This is a genomic window from Stutzerimonas sp. 21-1 (assembly GCF_056336065.1).
Map to the genome: position 1 here is coordinate 2,246,417 of NZ_CM150500.1, position 17,878 is coordinate 2,264,294.

Sequence of the window (17,878 nt, forward strand, 5' to 3'; positions counted from 1 at the left end):
GATGCGTTTTTCAGGCTAGACAAGGACTTGCAAGGTGACAAAGAATTTTATGCGACACATGTGACGTAGTTTTTTACGCCATTTGTGTCGCCTACTTATAGTTATGCTTCAAGTGCAGGAAATCTCCAAAATGGAAACCGAAGATTTCTCTAAAGAAGCATCGATCAAAATACCCCTTGGCCACCTCCTGCTCGCCTGGGAGGTAATCTCTGACAAGTTTTCAGACCTGCAGCCATACGACAGCCTCTCAAATGAGGAAAAGAGAGCTATCTGGGGGCTAGCTGACTTACTTGAGAAGTCACTTATTGAAAATGGCGTAACCGAAACGCCTAAAGCCGGGTGGGAAGCTCTCATTAAAAGAGCTAAAGAGTTTATGAAGACAGTCCCAGTGGACTTCCTAGACTAGCCACGGTGTAGGAGAAACATAACAATGCGATCAACTGTCGCTCACTTCGTTCGCTGGACTCGCAAAAGCTACGCTTTTGCTCGCCCGTTAGCTTAATCGTTATGGTCACTATCACATGGACGAGAAGCTTAATCATTTGAAATGGATACTGGTAGATCAAATAGTTGATCTAACAACAGCCACGACAGCCATTAGAGAGCATCTGGCCGGAGAAAATTTTGACCCTGCCAGCCAAAAAACAATCTCCTATTTCAGAATGTGCACAACCTCACTAATAGTTTCGCTCTCAAAGCTGTGGGAGGCACTCAATCACTACGGCAAGGAAATAAATTCCTTTCCTGAAGATGTGAAATTAAGCTGCCGCAGGCTCAAAGCCGAAATAGAGAGCAGAAAGATCTATCAATTTCGCAGCAAATACGCAGCACACATCATCGACGATGAAACCAAGCAACCGCTAAGCCTTAAAGAGGGCGAGAAGAGATACTCCGCGATAGTTGGCTCAACTATTGGGGAGCTAACTGCATTCTGCGAATGGATTGTCCCGGAGAATTTTGGCGAGGCCGCGGGCTCTGTAATGCATACAGTGGTCACAACAAGAGACTACTGCTTGAGCGTTGTAGGCTCCTCTGCAGAGCGCCCATAACAAATCGTTCAAGCCGTTCGCTTCGCTCACTCGGAACCGGCTAAAGCCGGCCCCTTAACCAAACGTTAGGCTATCGAATGCCATCAAAACCGCTGAATATCCCGCTACATAAAAAACGCCATACCGGCTTATGGCATATGCTCGCGTGCATTCCGCTAGCCATAATTACCGTAAAGCCGAACACCGTCGAAAACTGGATAACTTCAATATTTTTAGTGTCCCCCGTGCTTTGGTTTGTATTCGTAGGCCCTAAATTTCTAGACGACTGGCTAAGGCATAGCCGATATGGTTTTTTCTCCTGGGTCATCTTGGCTTTGAAGCTAGCATTATTTCTCTGGGTAATTAAAAGTTTCGAACCGTACACCGCTTCACTCCTGCGCGAGTGGTTAAAAGCCTAACAACTGGCTCAAATCGTTCGCTTCGCTCACTGGGGCCGGCTTAAGCCGGCCCCTTAGCCAAACGTTATACGCTGGAGCCACATGGACGAACTACTAAGCCCGATACTCCGCTTCCTAGGCTACGTAGTAAGCGAGTTACTACTCGGAACCTTCTTCTACGCTATAGGCTGGCCTTTTGTAAAAGCCGTCACACTTGGGAAATACCCCAAGCGCGAATGGTTGAGCGGATCAAAAAATGAGGCGTATGTATGCTGCGTCGGAATTTTCGTGTTCTCTATTTCGTTAATGGCAGCCCTGGGCCAGTTCAGCGCATAACAATGCGCTCAACTTTCGCTCACTTCGTTCGCTGGACGTCCAAAAGCTGCGCTTTTGTCCGCCCGTTAGCTTAATCGTTAGAAGCTGGCCAATCGCCATGAAAGGGCATGCAATTAAAATACTAAAAAATGCTTGAAAAGCATGGTGAGCTTACACTAGAGAAAATATCAAACCACATCCCAAATAAGCATCGAGGCCATCGAGATCTTTATATTTTCTCCTCACCAATCTGGCTATCGCCTTTATTCCTAAGATGATGTGCAGCGCATGGTAGGGATAATGACCTATCGCGATGCGGGGCTCTCGCTGGATGTCATCGGAGCGCTATTACAGGCCGATGGCGCATCTGCTCCTGTGGTGCTGGAACGTCACTTGCAGAAGGTCAACGAGGAAATCGCCAGACTCCGACAGCAACAACACGTCATCGCCCAATTGCTCGGCGACGCGCAGGCTGCGAAAGAGTCGTTCAATTACCAAGGAGCAGTGGATTGCGCTACTCGCCTCCACCGGATTGAACGAAGAAGGAATGCAAAAATGGCATGCGGAATTCGAGAAGATGTCACCCGATGCGCATCAGGATTTTCTGGAATCGCTCGGAATAGCACCGGGGGAAATTACCTCGATCCACCAATTCTCAAGGCGACCAGCTACCGAGCGTGATGGCTAACTCCAGATTCAACCGAGCCTGCACCCAGGCCGGCTAGTTCCACGCTGCGGCTGAGGAGCAATCTGCCGCCCGCCTCCCCACCGACCAAGCTCCGCCCAAACCAGCGATTGATGGAAGAACGACCTCGGTCCTCGGCCACATACTGCTGACCTCGCGCCGGATTCCGCGATCGTGGTGAGGCGGCATAGAATCCGCCCACGCTTCGGCCCGGGTCGCCGCGTGAATACCCGCTATCACCGCTCCTGCGGGATCTGGCAGCTCGTCCAGCGCGGCCTCGGTGGGCAACCACGCGCCACACTGATCGCTGTGGATGCACGAGGCCGACGTGCATGCTGATCTGCCGCAGCCCCGAACGAATGACCTCCGATAAACTGCAGATTTTCACGCCCCCTATCAGGACTCGCACGACCATGACCCAAGACTCGCGCTTCGCCGCCATGCCTGATGCCAACGGATATTTCGGCCCCTATGGCGGCCAGCTGGTGCCGCCGCACCTGAAACAGGCCATGGACGACATCAACCTGGCGTACGAGGAAATCCGCCAGCGCGAGGACTTTCAGCAGGAACTGGCGGCCCTTTTCGCTGACTACGTCGGCCGGCCGAGCCCGATCTTCCATGCCCGACGCCTGTCCGAGCAGCTCGGTGGCGCGCAGATTCATCTCAAGCGCGAGGACCTGAACCACACCGGCGCGCACAAGATCAATCACTGCCTGGGCGAGGCGCTACTGGCCAAATTCATGGGCAAGCAGAAGGTGATCGCCGAAACCGGCGCCGGCCAGCACGGCGTGGCGCTGGCTACCGCCTGCGCGCTGGTGGGCATTCCCTGCGAGATCCACATGGGCCAGGTGGATATCGAGAAGGAACACCCCAACGTCACCAAGATGAGGATCCTCGGCTGCAAGCTGGTGCCGGTGACCCGCGGCGCGGCGACGCTCAAGGAAGCGGTGGACAGCGCCTTCGAGGAATACCTGAAAGACCCGCACAACTACATCTACGCCATCGGTTCGGTGGTTGGCCCGCATCCGTTCCCGAAGATGGTGCGCGACTTCCAGTCGATCATCGGTACCGAGGCGCGTGCGCAGTTCCTGGCCAAACATGGCCGTCTGCCCGATCAGGTCGTCGCCTGCGTGGGTGGCGGCTCCAATGCCATGGGCATGTTCACCGCGTTTCTTGAGGATGCCGCGGTCGACCTGGTTGGTATCGAGCCGGCCGGCGAGAGCCTGGACAAGCCCGGCCGTCACTCGGCGACGCTGTCCAAGGGCAAGCCGGGCGAGCTGCACGGCATGGCCTGCTACGTGCTGGAGGATGCCGAGGGAAATCCGTCGCCGGTGCACTCCATCGCGTCCGGGCTGGACTACCCCGGCGTCGGCCCACAGCACAGCTATCTGAAGGATCTCGGCCGGGTGAACTATCAGACGGCGACTGATCAGGAATGCCTCGACGCGTTCATGACCCTGTCGCGCGTGGAAGGCATCATCCCGGCGCTGGAAAGCGCCCACGCGATAGCTTGGGCGATCCGTGTGGCGCCAACGCTGCCGCAGGACACGCACATCCTGGTCAACCTGTCCGGCCGTGGCGACAAGGACGCCGACTACGTCGCGCGCCTGCTGGGCCTGTAGTCGAACCTGCGCCCCGCGCTCGCGGCGCGGGGTGTTCTCGCCGCGTGCGGCGCGTATCATCCGCAGCCTCGTTCCTTTCCCGGGCGCCTTCCATGCTGCATAACGTCCGCCCTGTCGGAATCCTGCACTCCTGCTTTAAAGAGAAGTTCGCCATCCCGCGCCAGCCACAGCTAGCCCCTGCCGCACGCGGCGTGCTGGAACTGCTGCCGCCGTTCGACACCGGCGAGGCGGTGGCCGGATTGGAGCAGGTCAGCCATGTTTGGCTGCTGTTCCTGTTCCACCAGGCGCTGGAGGACAAGCCGCGTCTCAGGGTGCGTCCGCCGCGCCTGGGCGGTAACCGCATGACCGGCGTGTTCGCCACCCGCTCGACCCATCGCCCCAACGGCATCGGCCAATCGGTGGTGAAGCTGGAGAAGGTGGAGGCGAATCGGCTGTGGCTTTCCGGCATCGATCTGCTCGACGGTACGCCGGTGCTCGATATCAAACCCTACGTGCCCTACGCCGACGCCTTGCCAGACGCCACGAACGCGATGGCGGCGGCACCGCCCCGGTTGCTCGAGGTGCAGTGGAGCGAGTCAGGGCTGGCTCAGGCCCGTGGCGAGGCGCTGCGCCTGGGCGAGCCGCTGGTGGAACTGATCGAACAGTGCCTGGCGCAGGACCCACGCCCGGCGTACCAGAAGCCCGATCCCGAACGGCGCTATGGCACGCAGTTCTGGGACGTGCAAGTCCGCTGGCACTACCCCGCACCGGACACAATCCGCGTGATCGAGGTGGTTCGCGCCTAGCGCTGCCACCTCGACCACGCGAAGCGGCTATTTCTTCGGTGTCAGCAACAGGCGCCGGGTGCCATAGACCTTGTCCAGGTTGGCCGGCTGGAACGGGAAACTCAGGTACTGAGCTTTCATCCAGGCATCGATGCCATCCGCATAGTGCGGGCTGGCCGGATTGCCTGACTGCCCCGAGCTGTTCAGCCCCAGCATCGGCTCTGCCTGATTGAAGTCGACGATGATGCGCATCGCCGGAATCAGCCAGGTATCGAACCCCTCACCCCAGTGGTACGCCGAGACGTTCAGCGTGCTGTGGTCGCCACCCGCCGGATAGGGTCCGCGATTCAGATAGCCATGCAGCGCCTTGATCGAGCGCGCCTGCCCCGCCGGCAGGTGCGGCGCCAGCTGGGTACTGCCGGTAAGCCACTCGTAACGATGCAGCTTGCCCCACTGCCAGCCGCTGCGGTCGTGCCCCAGCTGCGCCTCCAGCAGATTCACCGCTGCGGCCAGACTGCGCGCCAGGATCGCCGGTTTGTCCTCGACCTGCGGCGTACCGATGTCGTCCCAGAACGGACTGTCGTCGCGGCCGAGCAGATGATCGGCCTGCGCCGAATAGGACAGGCCAGACACCTGCAGCAGGGCTTTCCAGGCTTGGCTGTCGTCCGGCCCCAGTTCATCGAGGAAGGTATGGCGCGCACTTTCGTGCAGGAACGCGCCATACAGCGCGGCATCCGCCGAGCTGGCGGCGAGACGGCCGTCGAACGCCAGCAGCCGCCGGTAGGCCTCCTCGGCCTTGGCACGCTCGCCGGCTGGCAGCGCCGCGATGGCGGCACGCAGCGGCTCGGCCATCCCGGGCACCTCGAACATCGCCTTGAGCTTGGCGGCGAATGTCGTGGTCTGGTCGTACTGCATGGCGATGGTGCTGCGGGTGTCGTGCTTGCCGCGCCCGGCCAGCTCGGCGAGACGCTCGAAGCGCTCCGGCGCATACCAGGTGCTGGAAAGCTGCATGCCGTAGCCGCGCGGTGCTATGCGGTGGTTGGCGGTGCCCAGCCAGCCCTGCGCGGGGTCCTGGTCGTAGGGATGCAGCATCGGATCGGCAAACCCGTCCCAGTCGTAGCGCCCGTCCCAGCCGGGCGACGGCATCAGCCCGAGCCCTTCACGACGGTTGGGAAAACGTCCGGTCACCTGCCAGCCAATGCTCTGACGGTCGGCGAAGACCATGTTCAACGCGCTCGTGCCGATCCTGCCGGTGGCGGCGAAGGCTTCATCGACGGACTGCGCGCGCGAGAGGTCGAAAAACGCATCCAGCGATTTGTCCGCTTCCAGCTGCGTGGTCTTGAGCGCCAGGCCATAGCCGCTGCCGAGCTGCATCGGCTGAATCGGGTGCTTGCGCTCGCCCAGTGCGCTGTTGAGCAACGGGCCGTGGCGGGTTTCGTAGATGATTTCGCGAACCGGCCGCTGCCCCTTGATGAAGAACGTCTCATGCCGCTCGCGCGCGGCGAGCCACTTGCCGTCGGCCTGATACATCAGGCGCGAGCCTTCGCGACGAATCCGCTCGAGGAACAGGTCCTGGTTGTCGCCCATGACCATCGTCATGCCCCAGCCCAGCTTGCCGTTGAAACCGGCGACCACCGCCGGCACACCGGCAATGGAGACACCTGCGGCCTGGAATTTCGGTGCGCGGATCTGCACGAAATTCCAGTACGAGGGCATCGACAGCGGCAGATGGGTGTCGTTGGCCAGGATCGGCTTGCCACCGCGCGTATGGCTGCCGGCAATCGCCCAGTTGTTCGATGCGGCGACGCCGAGCATGTTCAGCGCCGCGACCTGACCGGCGGCGCGCTCCAGCGCGGCAAGCCCCGGAATCTGCCCGCCCAGGTTCAGCCCCTGCAGCTTGGCCGCCTCCTCCACCGGCAGCGGCTCGTCCGGGTAGGTAGGCAGCAGCCAGGCCAGCTTGTCGCTGCCGACCTTCTGCGCCATGACCAGCGCGGCGATCTCCTCCTGCAGGTTCACCGACAGGCCGAAATTGAGCAGGCAGAACACCAGCACCGAGTCCTCGGGCTTCCAGTATTCGGGGCGGTAGCCGGACTCGGCTAGATCCATCGGCAAGCGGTCGCGGTGACGGAACAGATAGGCGTTGACGCCGCGGGCGTAGACCTCGAAGAACTTCTTCATCCGTGGCGAGCTTTCGCGATAGAGCAGCTCGGCGCTCTGGCGCAAATTCACCGTGCGCATGAAGCGGTCGATCTCCAGCACGCCCGGTCCGGCCATCTCCGCCAACCGGCCCTGAGCGGTCAGGCGCAGACTGACCATCTGGCTCAGGCGGTCCGTGGCGTGAACGTAGCCCAGCGCGAACAGCGCATCGTGAAACGACGAGGTTTCGATCAAGGGCATGCCCAGGGGATTACGCCGAATGCTCGCGCTGCCGGCCAGGCCGGACAACGGCTGGATACCTTGCGCCGGCGGCAGGCTGGCGCTGTAGCGGTTGTCCAGATAGGACTGGCAACCGGCAAGGCTGACCAGGCCGAACGCCATGCCAACGGTCAGGCGAACCAAGGGAAAAGGCAGACGCAGCGTCATCGACGACTCCTGAGAGCGCAAAGCCGGTAGTAATGGTAGTGAGTGTATGAGCCGCAGGAAGTGCCGGGGTTGACGCCTCAGGCCGCGCGGCCGGGTTTGGGCAGCGCCTCGTCGAGCAACCAGCGCGCCGAGCGTCGCGCGGCCGCCTTGTGCTGCAGCTCCAAGGCGCTGAAGTTCGCCTCGTGACGGCGTCGCTCCTTGCTGTCCAGTGCCTTCCACGCAGCGTGCGTAGGGACCTGCTCAGTCGCCTCGAACAGTCTCTGGAACACCTCGCAGCGCGGGTCCTGCCCCAGTGCAGAGTCGTAGTTGTCGAGCAGCACCTTGATGCGGATGGCACCTTCGATCAGCGGCAGCTGCTCGTCCAACAGACAGCTGGCGAGAATCCGCAGGTCTTCAGCCAGCGCAGCGTGACGCTTGGTCTGCGCCTCAGCCAGCAGTCGCTCGTTACGCCACACCCGGCGCCACAGGTACAACGCGTAGCCGGCCAGCGCGCCGACCAGCAGCGTCGCAACGACCAGCAGCGTGACAACGAGCGGAGTCATGGTCGGTCAGGCGCCGTGGCACTTCTTGTATTTCTTCTGACTGCCGCACGGGCACGGGTCGTTGCGACCGACATCCTTCAGCGGATTGCGTACCGGCTCATGATGGCCGTGATTGCAGTGCGGCCCGTGCACATGATGATCGTGCGCATGGTCATGGTCGTGATTGCAGTCGGGGCCGTGGACGTGGGTTTCGTGGTTCATGTTGCGTCTACTACTCAGGGATGAAGTTGCCGGGGATTATCTCGCCATTGCTCGCGACATGCACCTTGCGGCCGAACATCAGGCCGGTCTTGATCTCGCCGTCGAAGCGGTAGCGGATCGGCCGATCAGGCTTTTCCAGCAGGCGCACGATGTATTTCATGTGTCGCCACAGGTTGGTATGCACCGGTACTTCGTAATAGTCGAAGCCGTTGGCCGGCACCGTCAGCCAGCCGCTGGATTCGCCGCTGGCCAGTTCGACATCGTTCAGGTGCACGGTGTAGACGAGCCCGCGTACCGGCAGGCTGCGGTCGTTGGGGTTGTCGATGCGAAAGCGCAGCAGAAACTGCTGTTCCAGCAGCCGCGCCTTGATGATCTCGACCTTCGTCAGCTCGACGCGCGGATCGCGAAACTCGGCGCCGAACCAGGTGGAGCAACCGCTCAGCAGGCTGAAAAGACCCAGCAGAACCACGGTGTTTAGCGTTCTTGTTATTCGTGGCGGGCAAAGCATACCGGTACTCCAAAGGACGGCTCAGTGTAACAAGCGGCGCTTGGGCCGCAACGGGGAGCGACCATAAAAGAAGGCAGTTTCCTACATTTGGATGACAGGCCGGTTTCCGTCCGCGACCTCGTTTGTATGTCGACGCTCAGGCCAGAACCCGGGCCAACACGGCACGGGCCAGACCGATACCCTCGACCAACGCCGCCTCAATCGCGCCCATGGTGATCACCTCGTTCGCCTTGCCCGCCGCCGGATTGACCACCAGCGCCAGGCACGCGTAAGGCAACTGCAGTTCACGCGCCAGCGCAGCCTCGGGCATGCCGGTCATCCCGACGATGTCGCAGCCATCGCGCTCCATTCGGGCGATCTCGGCCGCCGTCTCCAGGCGCGGCCCTTGCGTGCAGCCATAGACGCCGCGGTAGCTGAAGGCGCAACCCTGAGCCTGCAACGCGGCGATCAGCCGTTCACGCAGTTGCGCATCGTAGGGATGACTGAAATCGATATGGGTGACATGGTCGAGGTCGCCGGCGAAGAAGGTATGTTCGCGACCGTAGCTGTAGTCGATGATCTGATGCGGTACGCAAAAATGCCCGGTACCCATAGCGGCGTGGATGCCGCCGACGGCATTTACCGCGATGACAGCCTGTGCGCCGGCATGACGCAGCGCCCACAGGTTCGCCCGGTAGTTGACCTGATGCGGCGCGATGCGATGCGGGTGTCCGTGACGGGCGAGAAACAGGACCTCCCGCCCGGCGAACTCGCCGCACACGATGTCGGCAGAAGGCAGGCCGTAGGGCGTCTCGATCGATCTGATCTCGCGCAGCACGAGCCCGCTGAGTTCGGTCAGGCCAGTGCCGCCGATAATGGCGTGGACAGTCATGGAATCTTTCCTTGGAGTATCGGCGTGATCAGTCGATGAGCCCGGCGCTGCGCAGCGCCGCAATCGATTGGAGCCAGCGCGGCTGCTGCTTGTAGTCAAGCGACGCGGTGCCGGCGGCGCGCATGCGCGCGAGAGCCGGCGCGGGCCGCACACCCAGGCGCTGCAACGCGGTCAGCGCCAGCTCCGCGGCTGCGCGGTCGTTGCATACCAGCCCCATGTCGCAACCGGCCACCAGCGCAGCCTCGATGCGGGCCGCAGCATCACCCGCTACATGCGCCCCTGCCATCGATAGATCATCGCTGAAGATCACCCCACGAAAGCCCAACTCGCCACGCAGGATGTCCTGCAGCCAGCGGCGCGAAAAGCCTGCCGGCTGCGCATCGACTTCAGGAAAAATCACGTGCGCCGGCATCACCGCATCGAGCACAGGCGCCAGTGCGCGGAACGGCACCAGGTCGTGATCGCGCAGCTCGTCGAGGCTGCGCCCGTCAACCGGAATCGCCACGTGCGAATCCGCCTCAGCCCAGCCATGACCGGGGAAGTGCTTGCCGGTCGTGGCCATACCGGCCGCACGCATACCGAGGATGAACGCGCCGATCAGCTCGACCGCGCGCTGTGGGTCCGCCTCGAAGGCACGCGTACCGACGACGCCACTGCGCTGGTGATCGAGGTCGAGCACCGGGGCGAAACTGATATCCAGACCCACCGCCAACACCTCGGTAGCCATCACCCAGCCACAGACCTCAGCCAGGCGCGCGCCGTCAGCATGCCGGGAGAACTCACGCATTGCTGGTAGCCGGACGAAATCCTGACGCAGCCGCTGCACACGCCCACCTTCCTGATCCACCGCCAGCAACAGATCGGGCCGCAGCGCGCGAATCGCACGGCACAGCTCCTGCACCTGGCGGGGGTGCTCGATATTGCGAGCAAACAGAATCAACCCGCCGACTTCCGGCTGGCGCAACAGGTGGCGATCCTCGGGCGTCAGCCAGGTACCGCCGATATCCAGCATCAGTGAACCGTGCATGGGTCAGATAAATCCTTGAGCGAGTTCGGCGCCGGCCCATTCCGGGCGGGCATGTTCTTCTATGTGGACGGGGCAATGCAGCGGCACCTGCTCGAACAGCCGCGCCAGATCGGCATTGCGCATACGAATGCAACCGTGAGACAGCGGAACGCCCATGGGTTCACAATCAGGCGTGCCGTGCAGGTAGATGTAGCGGCGAAAGGTATCGACATCGCCGAGTCGATTGCGGCCGATTTCGCAGCCACTCAGCCAGAGAATGCGGCTCAGAATCCAATCGCGCCCGGGAAAGCGCTCGTGCAGTTCGGCCGACCAGATCTCTCCGGTCCAGCGCCGACCACGCAGCACCGCGCCGAGCGGCAGATCGCCACCGATACGCGCACGTACCTGATGCCGACCACGTGGCGTGCAACCGGAGCCGTTGCGCTCGCTGGCGCCATTGAGGGCGGTGGATACCGGAAAGCGGCAACGCAACTTGCCGTCGGCAAAGCCGTAGAGCTGCTGGTCGGCAAGGGAGATGTACAAACAATCGAGATGGGTCATGGGCGGCTAGCTTAGACGAAGGACCTGACGCCTAGCACCCTCAGCCCTTCGCCGGCATGGCTACGGCGTTGCGCCGACCCTTGGGCTGGGCCTCGGCCAGCGCAGCATCTGCCACGCCGCTCTCGGCCCGCATGCCAGCCGCCAGGAACGGCACCATCATCCGCATGATCTGCTCGATCGAAGTCCGGGCACCGAAATCGTTCTCGGCAATCGCGCGCAGTGCCTTGATCCCGGACATGCTGAAAGCCGCCGCACCGAGCATGAAATGCACGCGCCAGAACAGCTCGATCGGCGGAATGTTCGGTGCTGCCTCGTGCACACGCAGCATGTAGCGGCGGAATACCTTGCCGTACATGTCTTCCAGATAGCGGCGCAGATGGCCCTGGCTCTGGCTGAACGAAAGCCCCAGCAGGCGCATAAAAATCGACAGGTCGTCGCCGCTGCGTGGTTTAACCGCCAGGGCCTGCTCAACCAGTATTTCCAGCAGTTCTTCGAGCGTATCCGGCTTATCGGAAATCGACTCGCGACGATCCAGCTCGCGTTCCAGGCTGGCGCAGAAGGGTCCGAGAAAGCGCGAGAAGACTGCCTGAATCAGCGCCTTTTTCGAACCGAAGTGATAGTTCACCGCCGCCAGGTTTACGCCTGCCTTGCTGGTGATCAGGCGAAGCGAAGTCTCAGCGAAGCCTTTTTCAGCGAACAGCTGCTCCGCTGCGTCCAGAATGCGCTCGACTGTCTCGGACTGCGCCATGCCCCCTCCAATGACAAACATCTGTTTGAAACTTACGTTTCAGCCAATAGCCAAGTCAACCATGAAAGCGGCGTGGCGCCTAGCTCATCTTCGCATTCACCGCCGTCGCGACCGAATGCTCGCAGAACTCGATTGCCAACACCCGATCACTGTATATAATCCCAGTCACTGTATAAAAGAACAGAGACCCCCATGATCAAGCTGACGCCCCGCCAGTCGGAAATCCTCGCCTTCATCAAGCGTTGCCTGGAAGACCACGGCTACCCGCCGACGCGCGCCGAGATCGCGCAGGAGCTCGGCTTCAAGTCGCCCAACGCCGCCGAAGAACACCTCAAGGCGCTCGCGCGCAAAGGTGCAATAGAGATGACGCCCGGCGCCTCGCGCGGGATACGCATTCCCGACTTCGAGCCCGCTGCCCAGGAAGGCAGTCTGCCGATTATCGGCCGGGTGGCGGCAGGCGCACCGATCCTGGCGCAACAGCATGTCGAGGAGTCCTGCCAGATCAACCCAGGCTTTTTCCACCCGCGCGCCGACTACCTGCTGCGGGTACGTGGCATGAGCATGAAGGACATCGGCATCTTCGATGGCGACCTGCTGGCGGTCCACAGCACCCGCGACGCGCGCAACGGCCAGGTCGTCGTCGCACGGGTGGGCGAGGAGGTTACCGTCAAGCGCCTCAAGCGCGAAGGTGACAAAGTGTGGTTACTGGCGGAAAACGCCGAGTTCGCACCTATCGAAGTGGATCTCGAACATGAAGACTTCGTGATCGAGGGCTTGAGTGTCGGCGTGATACGCCGCTAGGAGACGTTCGATGCAGTACCTCCCCACGACAAACGCCAAGCCGCAGCTGTCTCTCTTCGAGGGGCTGATCGCTCATGGCATGCCGCCCTTTCTCGCCGAACCGCCACCGCCGCAACTCGAGCGCCTGAGCGAGTTGAGCCTGAGCGGCAACAGCGAGCACTGTCGACTGCTACTCGCCCCCATGCTGCGCGAACTCAGCGATGCCCCCGACAGCCGCTGGCTGACGCTGGTCGCCCCTCCGGCATTTCTGTCGTCGCACTGGCTGCGCGAAACCGGATTGAACCGCGAACGCATCATCCTGTTGCAGCCGCGCGGTATTCAGGGCGCACTGGAGCTGACTTGCAAGGCGCTGACTTCCGGCTGTAGCCACACCGTCGTCAGCTGGTTTGCTCACATGGATGCCCGCATGCGCAGCACGTTGCACAGCGCCGCCAGCCAGGGCAACGCTCAGAGTCTCAACATTCGCCTGGGCCGCTAGCTAAATAGTCCCGACAGGCACATGGATCGTGCCGAATTCCCCCGCTACACCCCACCTCGTTCAGTGCAGTACCCGCGGCTCATCCTCGTACTCGATCTCGCTATCACCTTCCGACATCCGTCCAGCCATCTGCACGCCCACGTTGAACATGGCCTTGGCGATTTCCACATGCTGGCCCTGCAGAAAAAGTTTCGCGTCATCGGAGAAATCCAGCGTCACCAGCACCTCTTCGTCTTCGGCACGGCGCAGTACGATGCGGCCGTCAGGTAGCTCGACAATTTCCAGAAACGAGGTAGGCATTCGATCAGCTCTCAGAGAAAGGCGTGCATTGTACCAGCCGACTATCGACGCAGCAGCCTTCCAGCATCAGGCAACCCGCTACGATCCGGGTTTCATGGTGACCGTCCACGACGTAGCATTGCTCGAACCGACACTGCCCGGCACAACACACAAGAACAGGCCGAGTCTCCATGACACCCCGCATTCTGCTGCTTACCACCTTGGCCATGCTTGCCTTCGCCGGCAATTCGCTGCTGTGCCGGATCGCCTTGCGAGACACCGCCATAGATCCCGCCAGCTTCACCGGCGTGCGCCTGCTTGGCGGTGCGCTGACACTCTGGTTTCTGATGCTGCGACGGGAACGTCGCGCGATACCGGGCGGTGACTGGTACGGTGCGGCGGCCTTGTTCGTGTACGCCGCGGCGTTCTCGTTTGCCTATCTGCATCTCGACGCCGGCACCGGCGCGTTGCTGCTGTTCGGCGCCGTACAGCTGAGCATGATCGTCTGGGGGCTGATACGTGGCGAGCGATTCGGTCGCTGGCAGGTAGTCGGCCTGATCCTGGCGATGGGCGGCCTGGTATTTCTGCTGCTGCCGGGCAGCAGCGCACCGTCATGGCATGCTGCCCTGCTGATGCTGGCCTCCGGAGTCGCCTGGGGAATCTATTCGCTGCGGGGACGCGGGACCGCCAATCCGCTGAATGCCACGGCCGGCAACTTCGTGCGAGCGGTGCCGCTGGGCATCTTGCTGAGCCTGTCGGTCTGGAATCAGTTGCAGTGGGATATCCCGGGCCTGGTTTACGCGCTGCTCTCGGGCGCCCTCGCCTCCGGCGTCGGCTACGCCATCTGGTATTCGGCGCTACCCGGTCTGACGGCAATCCAGGCCGCCAGCGTGCAACTGAGCGTGCCGTTGCTGACCGCCGTTGCCGGAGCGTTGCTGCTTGGCGAAGCACTGACGGACCGCCTGCTCATCGCCGGTACGGCGATTCTCTGCGGCATTGCCCTGGTCATGCTGACTCGCAAGCCAGAACCGTCATGATGTGGAAGCGCCGCTTACCACTCGGTCAGCGACTCGCGAAAGCGCAAGGCCAGGCTCTTCAGGTTCTGTCGCCAGAGTTCCAGCTCGTCACGCGTCAGAGCGGGCTCTGGCTCGTCGAGGCTGACGGCCTCGATCAATGGCTGGCGTGGGTCGGTTTTAACCTTTGCCGGCGCACGCGGCGGCTCGAATAGCGCCGCATAGGCTTGCAACAGGCTGGCCAGCCAGGTTTCTCCCTGCTCGGCCAGTTCCACCAGCTCGGCCAGCTCCGGACTCGGCGCTGCGTCGAGAACTGAACGCGAGAGAATCAGTTCGACCCGCGACGCACCGGCTCCAGGCGAGCGGTAGTAGCCGGCGATTTCATGACACAGCCCCAGCAAGGCGCCGTAGAGATGGAACAGGCTCGCCTCACGCTCGGCCTGGATCAGTCCCTGCGCATTCAGCGAGCCCGACGCTTCGGCCTTGCGCCAGCTATCCAGCGACAGACCGGCGAAGTAGATTTTCTGATTGGTCCGGGTGTAGAGCTCGTGAGCCATGAGGGCGCTCTCCGAATATCGGGAAACTGCAAGAATGAACTTCGACGCCCGTCAACGCCAGCGTTACAGGCCGAGCAGAACAACCGCAGACACCGTCTAGCCAGACGGCATCTGCGAGCGCATCGCCGCAGCGGCGTGCGTTACTTTTCCTCGACCTTCCACTTGCCGCCGACGAAGAAGGCCTTCCAACCGGTCGGCTTGCCTTCGACTTCCGACTGCACGTACTGCTCCTTGGTCTTGCGGCTGAAGCGGATCACCGTTGGGCGACCTTCCGCGTCCTGCTGCGGCGCATCCAGCAGGAAGTGGTACTTCGGATCGATCTCGTCACGGTGCGGAATCAGCTCCTTCACCAGCGGAGCACGTGTCTCGCGGTTCTTCGGAAACTGGCTGGCAGCCAGGAACAGTCCAGATGCGCCGTCACGCAGTACGTAGGTGTCGTCGACCTTCTCGCAACGCAGCTCCGGCATCTTCACCGCGTCCATCTTCGGCGGCGCCGGCTCGCCGTTCTTCAGCAGCTTGCGGGTGTTCTTGCATTCGGCGTTGGTGCAGCCGAAGAACTTGCCGAAGCGACCGGTCTTGAGCTGCATCTCGCTGCCGCACTTGTCGCATTCCAGGCTTGGGCCTTCATAGCCCTTGATACGGTACTGGCCTTCCTCGATCTCGTAGCCCGAGCAATCGGGGTTGTTGCCGCAGATATGCAGCTTGCGCTTCTCATCGAGCAGGTAGGCATCCATTGCGGTGCTGCAAATCGGGCAGCGATGCTTGCCCAGCAGCACCAGCGATTCGGATTCGCCTTCGTCATCCGCAGCGATTTCGTCACCCGGCACGAGATTGATCGTCGACTTGCAGCGTTCCTTGGGCGGCAGGCTGTAGCCAGAGCAGCCGAGGAATACGCCGGTGGATGCAGTGCGGATCATCATCGGCCGGCCGCAGACCTTGCAGGGAATATCGGTCAGGGTGGGCTGGTTGGCGCGCATGCCATCCTCGCTGCCCTCGGCCTGTTCGAGCTTGCGCTTGAAGTCACCGTAGAACTCATCGAGCACATGCTTCCATTCGCGCTCGCCCTGCGCGACATCGTCCAGATGCTCTTCCATGCCGGCAGTGAAGCCGTAGTCCATCAGGTTCTCGAAGCTCTCGGAAAGACGCTCGGTGACGATGTCGCCCATCTTTTCCGAATAGAAGCGGCGGTTGTGCAGCGAGACGTAGCCGCGATCCTGAATCGTGGAAATGATCGCCGCATAAGTGGACGGACGACCGATACCGCGCTTCTCCATCTCCTTGACCAGGCTGGCTTCCGAGTAGCGTGCGGGCGGCTTGGTGAAGTGCTGGCTCGGATCGAGCTTGAGCAGCGCCAGCGCTTCGCCCTGCTGCATATCCGGGAGCACGTCGTCCTCGCCGGATTTGCTCTGCTGCGGCATGACCTTGGTGTAGCCGTCGAACTTGAGAATGCGGCCCTTGGCGCGCAGTTCGAACTCGCCGGCCGCCGCCGTCACGCTGGTGGACAGGTACTGCGCCGGTGGCATCTGGCAAGCCACGAACTGGCGCCAGATCAGCTCGTAAAGGCGTTCGGCGTCACGCTCCATTCCCGAAAGCTGGTTGGGGCGCAGATTGACGTCAGACGGGCGGATCGCCTCGTGCGCCTCCTGCGCGCCCTCCTTGCTCGAATAGACATTGGCCTTCTCGGGCAGGTACTTGCCACCGAATTCGCTCTCGATAAAGCCACGCACCATGGCGATGGCGTCGGCAGAAAGGTTGGTCGAGTCGGTACGCATGTAGGTGATGTAGCCGGCCTCATAGAGCCGCTGCGCCATCATCATGGTCTTTTTCACGCCGAAGCCAAGGCGGTTGCTCGCAGCCTGCTGCAGGGTCGAGGTGATGAACGGTGCCGACGGCTTGCTGGAGGTCGGCTTGTCCTCGCGCTTGCTGACGCGGTAGTTCGAGCTCTTGAGTTTCTCCAGCGCGGCGGTGGCCTGCGCTTCGTTCAGCGGCTTGAACGCCTCACCGTTCTGGCGGGCCACCTCGAAGCGCACCTTGGCCTGCTGCGCGGTCGCCAGGTCGGCATGCACTTCCCAGTATTCTTCTGGCACGAAGGCGCGGATTTCACGCTCGCGCTCCACTACCAGCTTCACCGCCACCGACTGTACCCGGCCAGCGGACAGGCCGCGGGCAATCTTCGCCCACAGCAGCGGGGACACCATGTAACCGACCACGCGGTCGAGGAAACGCCGGGCCTGCTGGGCATTGACGCGATTGATGTCGAGCTCGCCGGGCTGCGAGAACGCCTCCTGGATCGCCTTCTTGGTGATTTCGTTGAACACCACGCGCTTGTAGCGACTGTCATCGCCGCCGATGGATTCGCGCAGGTGCCAGGCGATCGCCTCCCCTTCTCTATCCAAGTCGGTCGCGAGATAGATGGTGTCAGCTTCCTTGGCCAGGCGACGCAGCTCCTCGATCACCTTCTCCTTGCCCGGCAGGATCTCGTACTTGGCCTTCCAGTCATGCTCCGGGTCAACGCCCATGCGCGCGAACAGCTGACGCTTGGCCTTCTCCTTGGGCGACAGTGCAGGCGTCTCGCCAGCGGCGGCCTTGCCGCGCTTTGCCGGCTCCTTGCTGGCGGAACCACTGGTGGGAAGGTCGCGGATGTGGCCGATACTCGACTTCACCACGTACTGGTTGCCCAAATACTTGTTGATTGTCTTGGCCTTGGCCGGTGATTCCACGATGACCAGCGATTTACCCATGGAGAGCAGAGTTCCTGAATCGAGAGGTGAACGGAGCGAGTATCTGCGGCAAGGTGCGCGCAAATCGGCGACCGGAGGTCGGACTGCTGGCAGCGGCGTCGACGCGCCTCAATGAGCTTTCCGAGCATGCCCGAGAACGCATGAACGAGTGCAAAGACGGCCACTCTGTCCGAAGGC

At 61.7% G+C, this 17,878-nt stretch carries 19 protein-coding genes; 8 read left to right on the forward strand and 11 right to left on the reverse strand.

All coding sequences use genetic code 11. The annotated features are described in order from the left end of the window. Positions 1-130 precede the first annotated feature (130 nt). From AC0ZJQ_RS10875 to tsaA, 5 genes are all read left to right on the forward strand, one after another. Positions 131-406 (forward strand): hypothetical protein, encoded by a 276-nt coding sequence (locus AC0ZJQ_RS10875; protein ID WP_476476646.1) that lies wholly within the window; start codon positions 131-133, stop codon positions 404-406. Positions 407-521: 115 nt separating this feature from the next. Continuing rightward, the gene (locus AC0ZJQ_RS10880) at positions 522-1,049 is read left to right on the forward strand and encodes a hypothetical protein (RefSeq protein WP_476476647.1); all 528 of its coding nucleotides are present in this window, start codon (positions 522-524) and stop codon (positions 1,047-1,049) included. A 992-nt stretch (positions 1,050-2,041) separates the two neighbouring features. After that, on the forward strand, positions 2,042-2,422 hold the full coding sequence (locus AC0ZJQ_RS10885; RefSeq protein WP_476476648.1) for a MerR family DNA-binding protein: 381 nt from the start codon (positions 2,042-2,044) through the stop codon (positions 2,420-2,422). Between the two features lie 417 nt (positions 2,423-2,839). Further along, positions 2,840-4,048, forward strand: coding sequence for a tryptophan synthase subunit beta (gene trpB, locus AC0ZJQ_RS10890; RefSeq protein ID WP_476476649.1), 1,209 nt, complete (start codon positions 2,840-2,842; stop codon positions 4,046-4,048). A 92-nt stretch (positions 4,049-4,140) separates the two neighbouring features. Beyond that, on the forward strand, positions 4,141-4,833 hold the full coding sequence (gene tsaA, locus AC0ZJQ_RS10895) for a tRNA (N6-threonylcarbamoyladenosine(37)-N6)-methyltransferase TrmO (RefSeq protein WP_476476650.1): 693 nt from the start codon (positions 4,141-4,143) through the stop codon (positions 4,831-4,833). A 27-nt stretch (positions 4,834-4,860) separates the two neighbouring features. Here the strand turns inward: tsaA and AC0ZJQ_RS10900 are convergent, their stop codons facing one another. The 8 genes from AC0ZJQ_RS10900 to AC0ZJQ_RS10935 all read right to left on the reverse strand — a co-directional run bounded on the left by AC0ZJQ_RS10900 (position 4,861) and on the right by AC0ZJQ_RS10935 (position 11,832). Next, the gene (locus AC0ZJQ_RS10900) at positions 4,861-7,395 is read right to left on the reverse strand and encodes a penicillin acylase family protein (protein ID WP_476476651.1); all 2,535 of its coding nucleotides are present in this window, start codon (positions 7,393-7,395) and stop codon (positions 4,861-4,863) included. A gap of 77 nt (positions 7,396-7,472) precedes the next feature. After that, positions 7,473-7,937 carry a DUF2489 domain-containing protein gene (locus AC0ZJQ_RS10905; RefSeq protein ID WP_237263464.1) on the reverse strand — a complete coding sequence of 155 codons (465 nt, stop codon included), beginning with the start codon at positions 7,935-7,937 and terminating at the stop codon, positions 7,473-7,475. 6 nt (positions 7,938-7,943) lie between these two features. Then, a complete protein-coding gene (locus AC0ZJQ_RS10910; protein ID WP_314018770.1) occupies positions 7,944-8,138 on the reverse strand; it encodes an SEC-C metal-binding domain-containing protein in 195 nt (64 codons plus the stop codon). Positions 8,139-8,148: 10 nt separating this feature from the next. After that, on the reverse strand, positions 8,149-8,646 hold the full coding sequence (locus AC0ZJQ_RS10915; protein WP_008570838.1) for an LEA/WHy family protein: 498 nt from the start codon (positions 8,644-8,646) through the stop codon (positions 8,149-8,151). Positions 8,647-8,782: 136 nt separating this feature from the next. After that, the gene (locus AC0ZJQ_RS10920) at positions 8,783-9,517 is read right to left on the reverse strand and encodes an S-methyl-5'-thioinosine phosphorylase (RefSeq protein ID WP_476476652.1); all 735 of its coding nucleotides are present in this window, start codon (positions 9,515-9,517) and stop codon (positions 8,783-8,785) included. 28 nt (positions 9,518-9,545) lie between these two features. Next, positions 9,546-10,544: a beta-N-acetylhexosaminidase gene (gene nagZ / locus AC0ZJQ_RS10925; protein WP_476476653.1), complete on the reverse strand. Its 999-nt coding sequence runs from the start codon at positions 10,542-10,544 to the stop codon at positions 9,546-9,548. 3 nt (positions 10,545-10,547) lie between these two features. Further along, positions 10,548-11,084 (reverse strand): L,D-transpeptidase, encoded by a 537-nt coding sequence (locus AC0ZJQ_RS10930; protein ID WP_213663180.1) that lies wholly within the window; start codon positions 11,082-11,084, stop codon positions 10,548-10,550. 40 nt (positions 11,085-11,124) lie between these two features. Next, positions 11,125-11,832 carry a TetR/AcrR family transcriptional regulator gene (locus tag AC0ZJQ_RS10935; protein WP_102828619.1) on the reverse strand — a complete coding sequence of 236 codons (708 nt, stop codon included), beginning with the start codon at positions 11,830-11,832 and terminating at the stop codon, positions 11,125-11,127. 192 nt (positions 11,833-12,024) lie between these two features. On the opposite strand from AC0ZJQ_RS10935, the gene lexA reads away from it, so the two are divergent. Together lexA and sulA are read left to right on the forward strand one after the other, a co-directional pair. Then, entirely contained in the window at positions 12,025-12,633 is a 609-nt protein-coding gene (gene lexA, locus AC0ZJQ_RS10940; protein WP_476476654.1) for a transcriptional repressor LexA, read from the forward strand. A 10-nt stretch (positions 12,634-12,643) separates the two neighbouring features. Further along, on the forward strand, positions 12,644-13,111 hold the full coding sequence (sulA, locus tag AC0ZJQ_RS10945) for an SOS-induced cell division inhibitor SulA (protein ID WP_155551739.1): 468 nt from the start codon (positions 12,644-12,646) through the stop codon (positions 13,109-13,111). Positions 13,112-13,171: 60 nt separating this feature from the next. Here the strand turns inward: sulA and AC0ZJQ_RS10950 are convergent, their stop codons facing one another. Beyond that, positions 13,172-13,411 carry a hypothetical protein gene (locus AC0ZJQ_RS10950; RefSeq protein WP_155551738.1) on the reverse strand — a complete coding sequence of 80 codons (240 nt, stop codon included), beginning with the start codon at positions 13,409-13,411 and terminating at the stop codon, positions 13,172-13,174. A gap of 170 nt (positions 13,412-13,581) precedes the next feature. On the opposite strand from AC0ZJQ_RS10950, the gene AC0ZJQ_RS10955 reads away from it, so the two are divergent. Continuing rightward, positions 13,582-14,427, forward strand: a complete 846-nt coding sequence (locus AC0ZJQ_RS10955; RefSeq protein ID WP_155551737.1) for a DMT family transporter — start codon at positions 13,582-13,584, stop codon at positions 14,425-14,427. A 14-nt stretch (positions 14,428-14,441) separates the two neighbouring features. Here the strand turns inward: AC0ZJQ_RS10955 and AC0ZJQ_RS10960 are convergent, their stop codons facing one another. Further along, positions 14,442-14,960: a DUF6586 family protein gene (locus AC0ZJQ_RS10960; RefSeq protein WP_102828623.1), complete on the reverse strand. Its 519-nt coding sequence runs from the start codon at positions 14,958-14,960 to the stop codon at positions 14,442-14,444. Positions 14,961-15,100: 140 nt separating this feature from the next. Beyond that, positions 15,101-17,701 carry a type I DNA topoisomerase gene (gene topA, locus AC0ZJQ_RS10965; protein ID WP_155551736.1) on the reverse strand — a complete coding sequence of 867 codons (2,601 nt, stop codon included), beginning with the start codon at positions 17,699-17,701 and terminating at the stop codon, positions 15,101-15,103. Positions 17,702-17,878 lie beyond the last annotated feature (177 nt).

Coding starts and splice junctions, on each gene's coding strand:
- AC0ZJQ_RS10875 (WP_476476646.1), top strand. CDS start 131: ATGGAAACCGAAGATTTCTCTAAAGAAGCATCGATCAAAATACCCCTT.
- AC0ZJQ_RS10880 (WP_476476647.1), top strand. CDS start 522: ATGGACGAGAAGCTTAATCATTTGAAATGGATACTGGTAGATCAAATA.
- AC0ZJQ_RS10885 (WP_476476648.1), top strand. CDS start 2,042: ATGACCTATCGCGATGCGGGGCTCTCGCTGGATGTCATCGGAGCGCTA.
- trpB (WP_476476649.1), top strand. CDS start 2,840: ATGACCCAAGACTCGCGCTTCGCCGCCATGCCTGATGCCAACGGATAT.
- tsaA (WP_476476650.1), top strand. CDS start 4,141: ATGCTGCATAACGTCCGCCCTGTCGGAATCCTGCACTCCTGCTTTAAA.
- AC0ZJQ_RS10900 (WP_476476651.1), bottom strand. CDS start 7,395: ATGACGCTGCGTCTGCCTTTTCCCTTGGTTCGCCTGACCGTTGGCATG.
- AC0ZJQ_RS10905 (WP_237263464.1), bottom strand. CDS start 7,937: ATGACTCCGCTCGTTGTCACGCTGCTGGTCGTTGCGACGCTGCTGGTC.
- AC0ZJQ_RS10910 (WP_314018770.1), bottom strand. CDS start 8,138: ATGAACCACGAAACCCACGTCCACGGCCCCGACTGCAATCACGACCAT.
- AC0ZJQ_RS10915 (WP_008570838.1), bottom strand. CDS start 8,646: ATGCTTTGCCCGCCACGAATAACAAGAACGCTAAACACCGTGGTTCTG.
- AC0ZJQ_RS10920 (WP_476476652.1), bottom strand. CDS start 9,517: ATGACTGTCCACGCCATTATCGGCGGCACTGGCCTGACCGAACTCAGC.
- nagZ (WP_476476653.1), bottom strand. CDS start 10,544: ATGCACGGTTCACTGATGCTGGATATCGGCGGTACCTGGCTGACGCCC.
- AC0ZJQ_RS10930 (WP_213663180.1), bottom strand. CDS start 11,084: ATGACCCATCTCGATTGTTTGTACATCTCCCTTGCCGACCAGCAGCTC.
- AC0ZJQ_RS10935 (WP_102828619.1), bottom strand. CDS start 11,832: ATGGCGCAGTCCGAGACAGTCGAGCGCATTCTGGACGCAGCGGAGCAG.
- lexA (WP_476476654.1), top strand. CDS start 12,025: ATGATCAAGCTGACGCCCCGCCAGTCGGAAATCCTCGCCTTCATCAAG.
- sulA (WP_155551739.1), top strand. CDS start 12,644: ATGCAGTACCTCCCCACGACAAACGCCAAGCCGCAGCTGTCTCTCTTC.
- AC0ZJQ_RS10950 (WP_155551738.1), bottom strand. CDS start 13,411: ATGCCTACCTCGTTTCTGGAAATTGTCGAGCTACCTGACGGCCGCATC.
- AC0ZJQ_RS10955 (WP_155551737.1), top strand. CDS start 13,582: ATGACACCCCGCATTCTGCTGCTTACCACCTTGGCCATGCTTGCCTTC.
- AC0ZJQ_RS10960 (WP_102828623.1), bottom strand. CDS start 14,960: ATGGCTCACGAGCTCTACACCCGGACCAATCAGAAAATCTACTTCGCC.
- topA (WP_155551736.1), bottom strand. CDS start 17,701: ATGGGTAAATCGCTGGTCATCGTGGAATCACCGGCCAAGGCCAAGACA.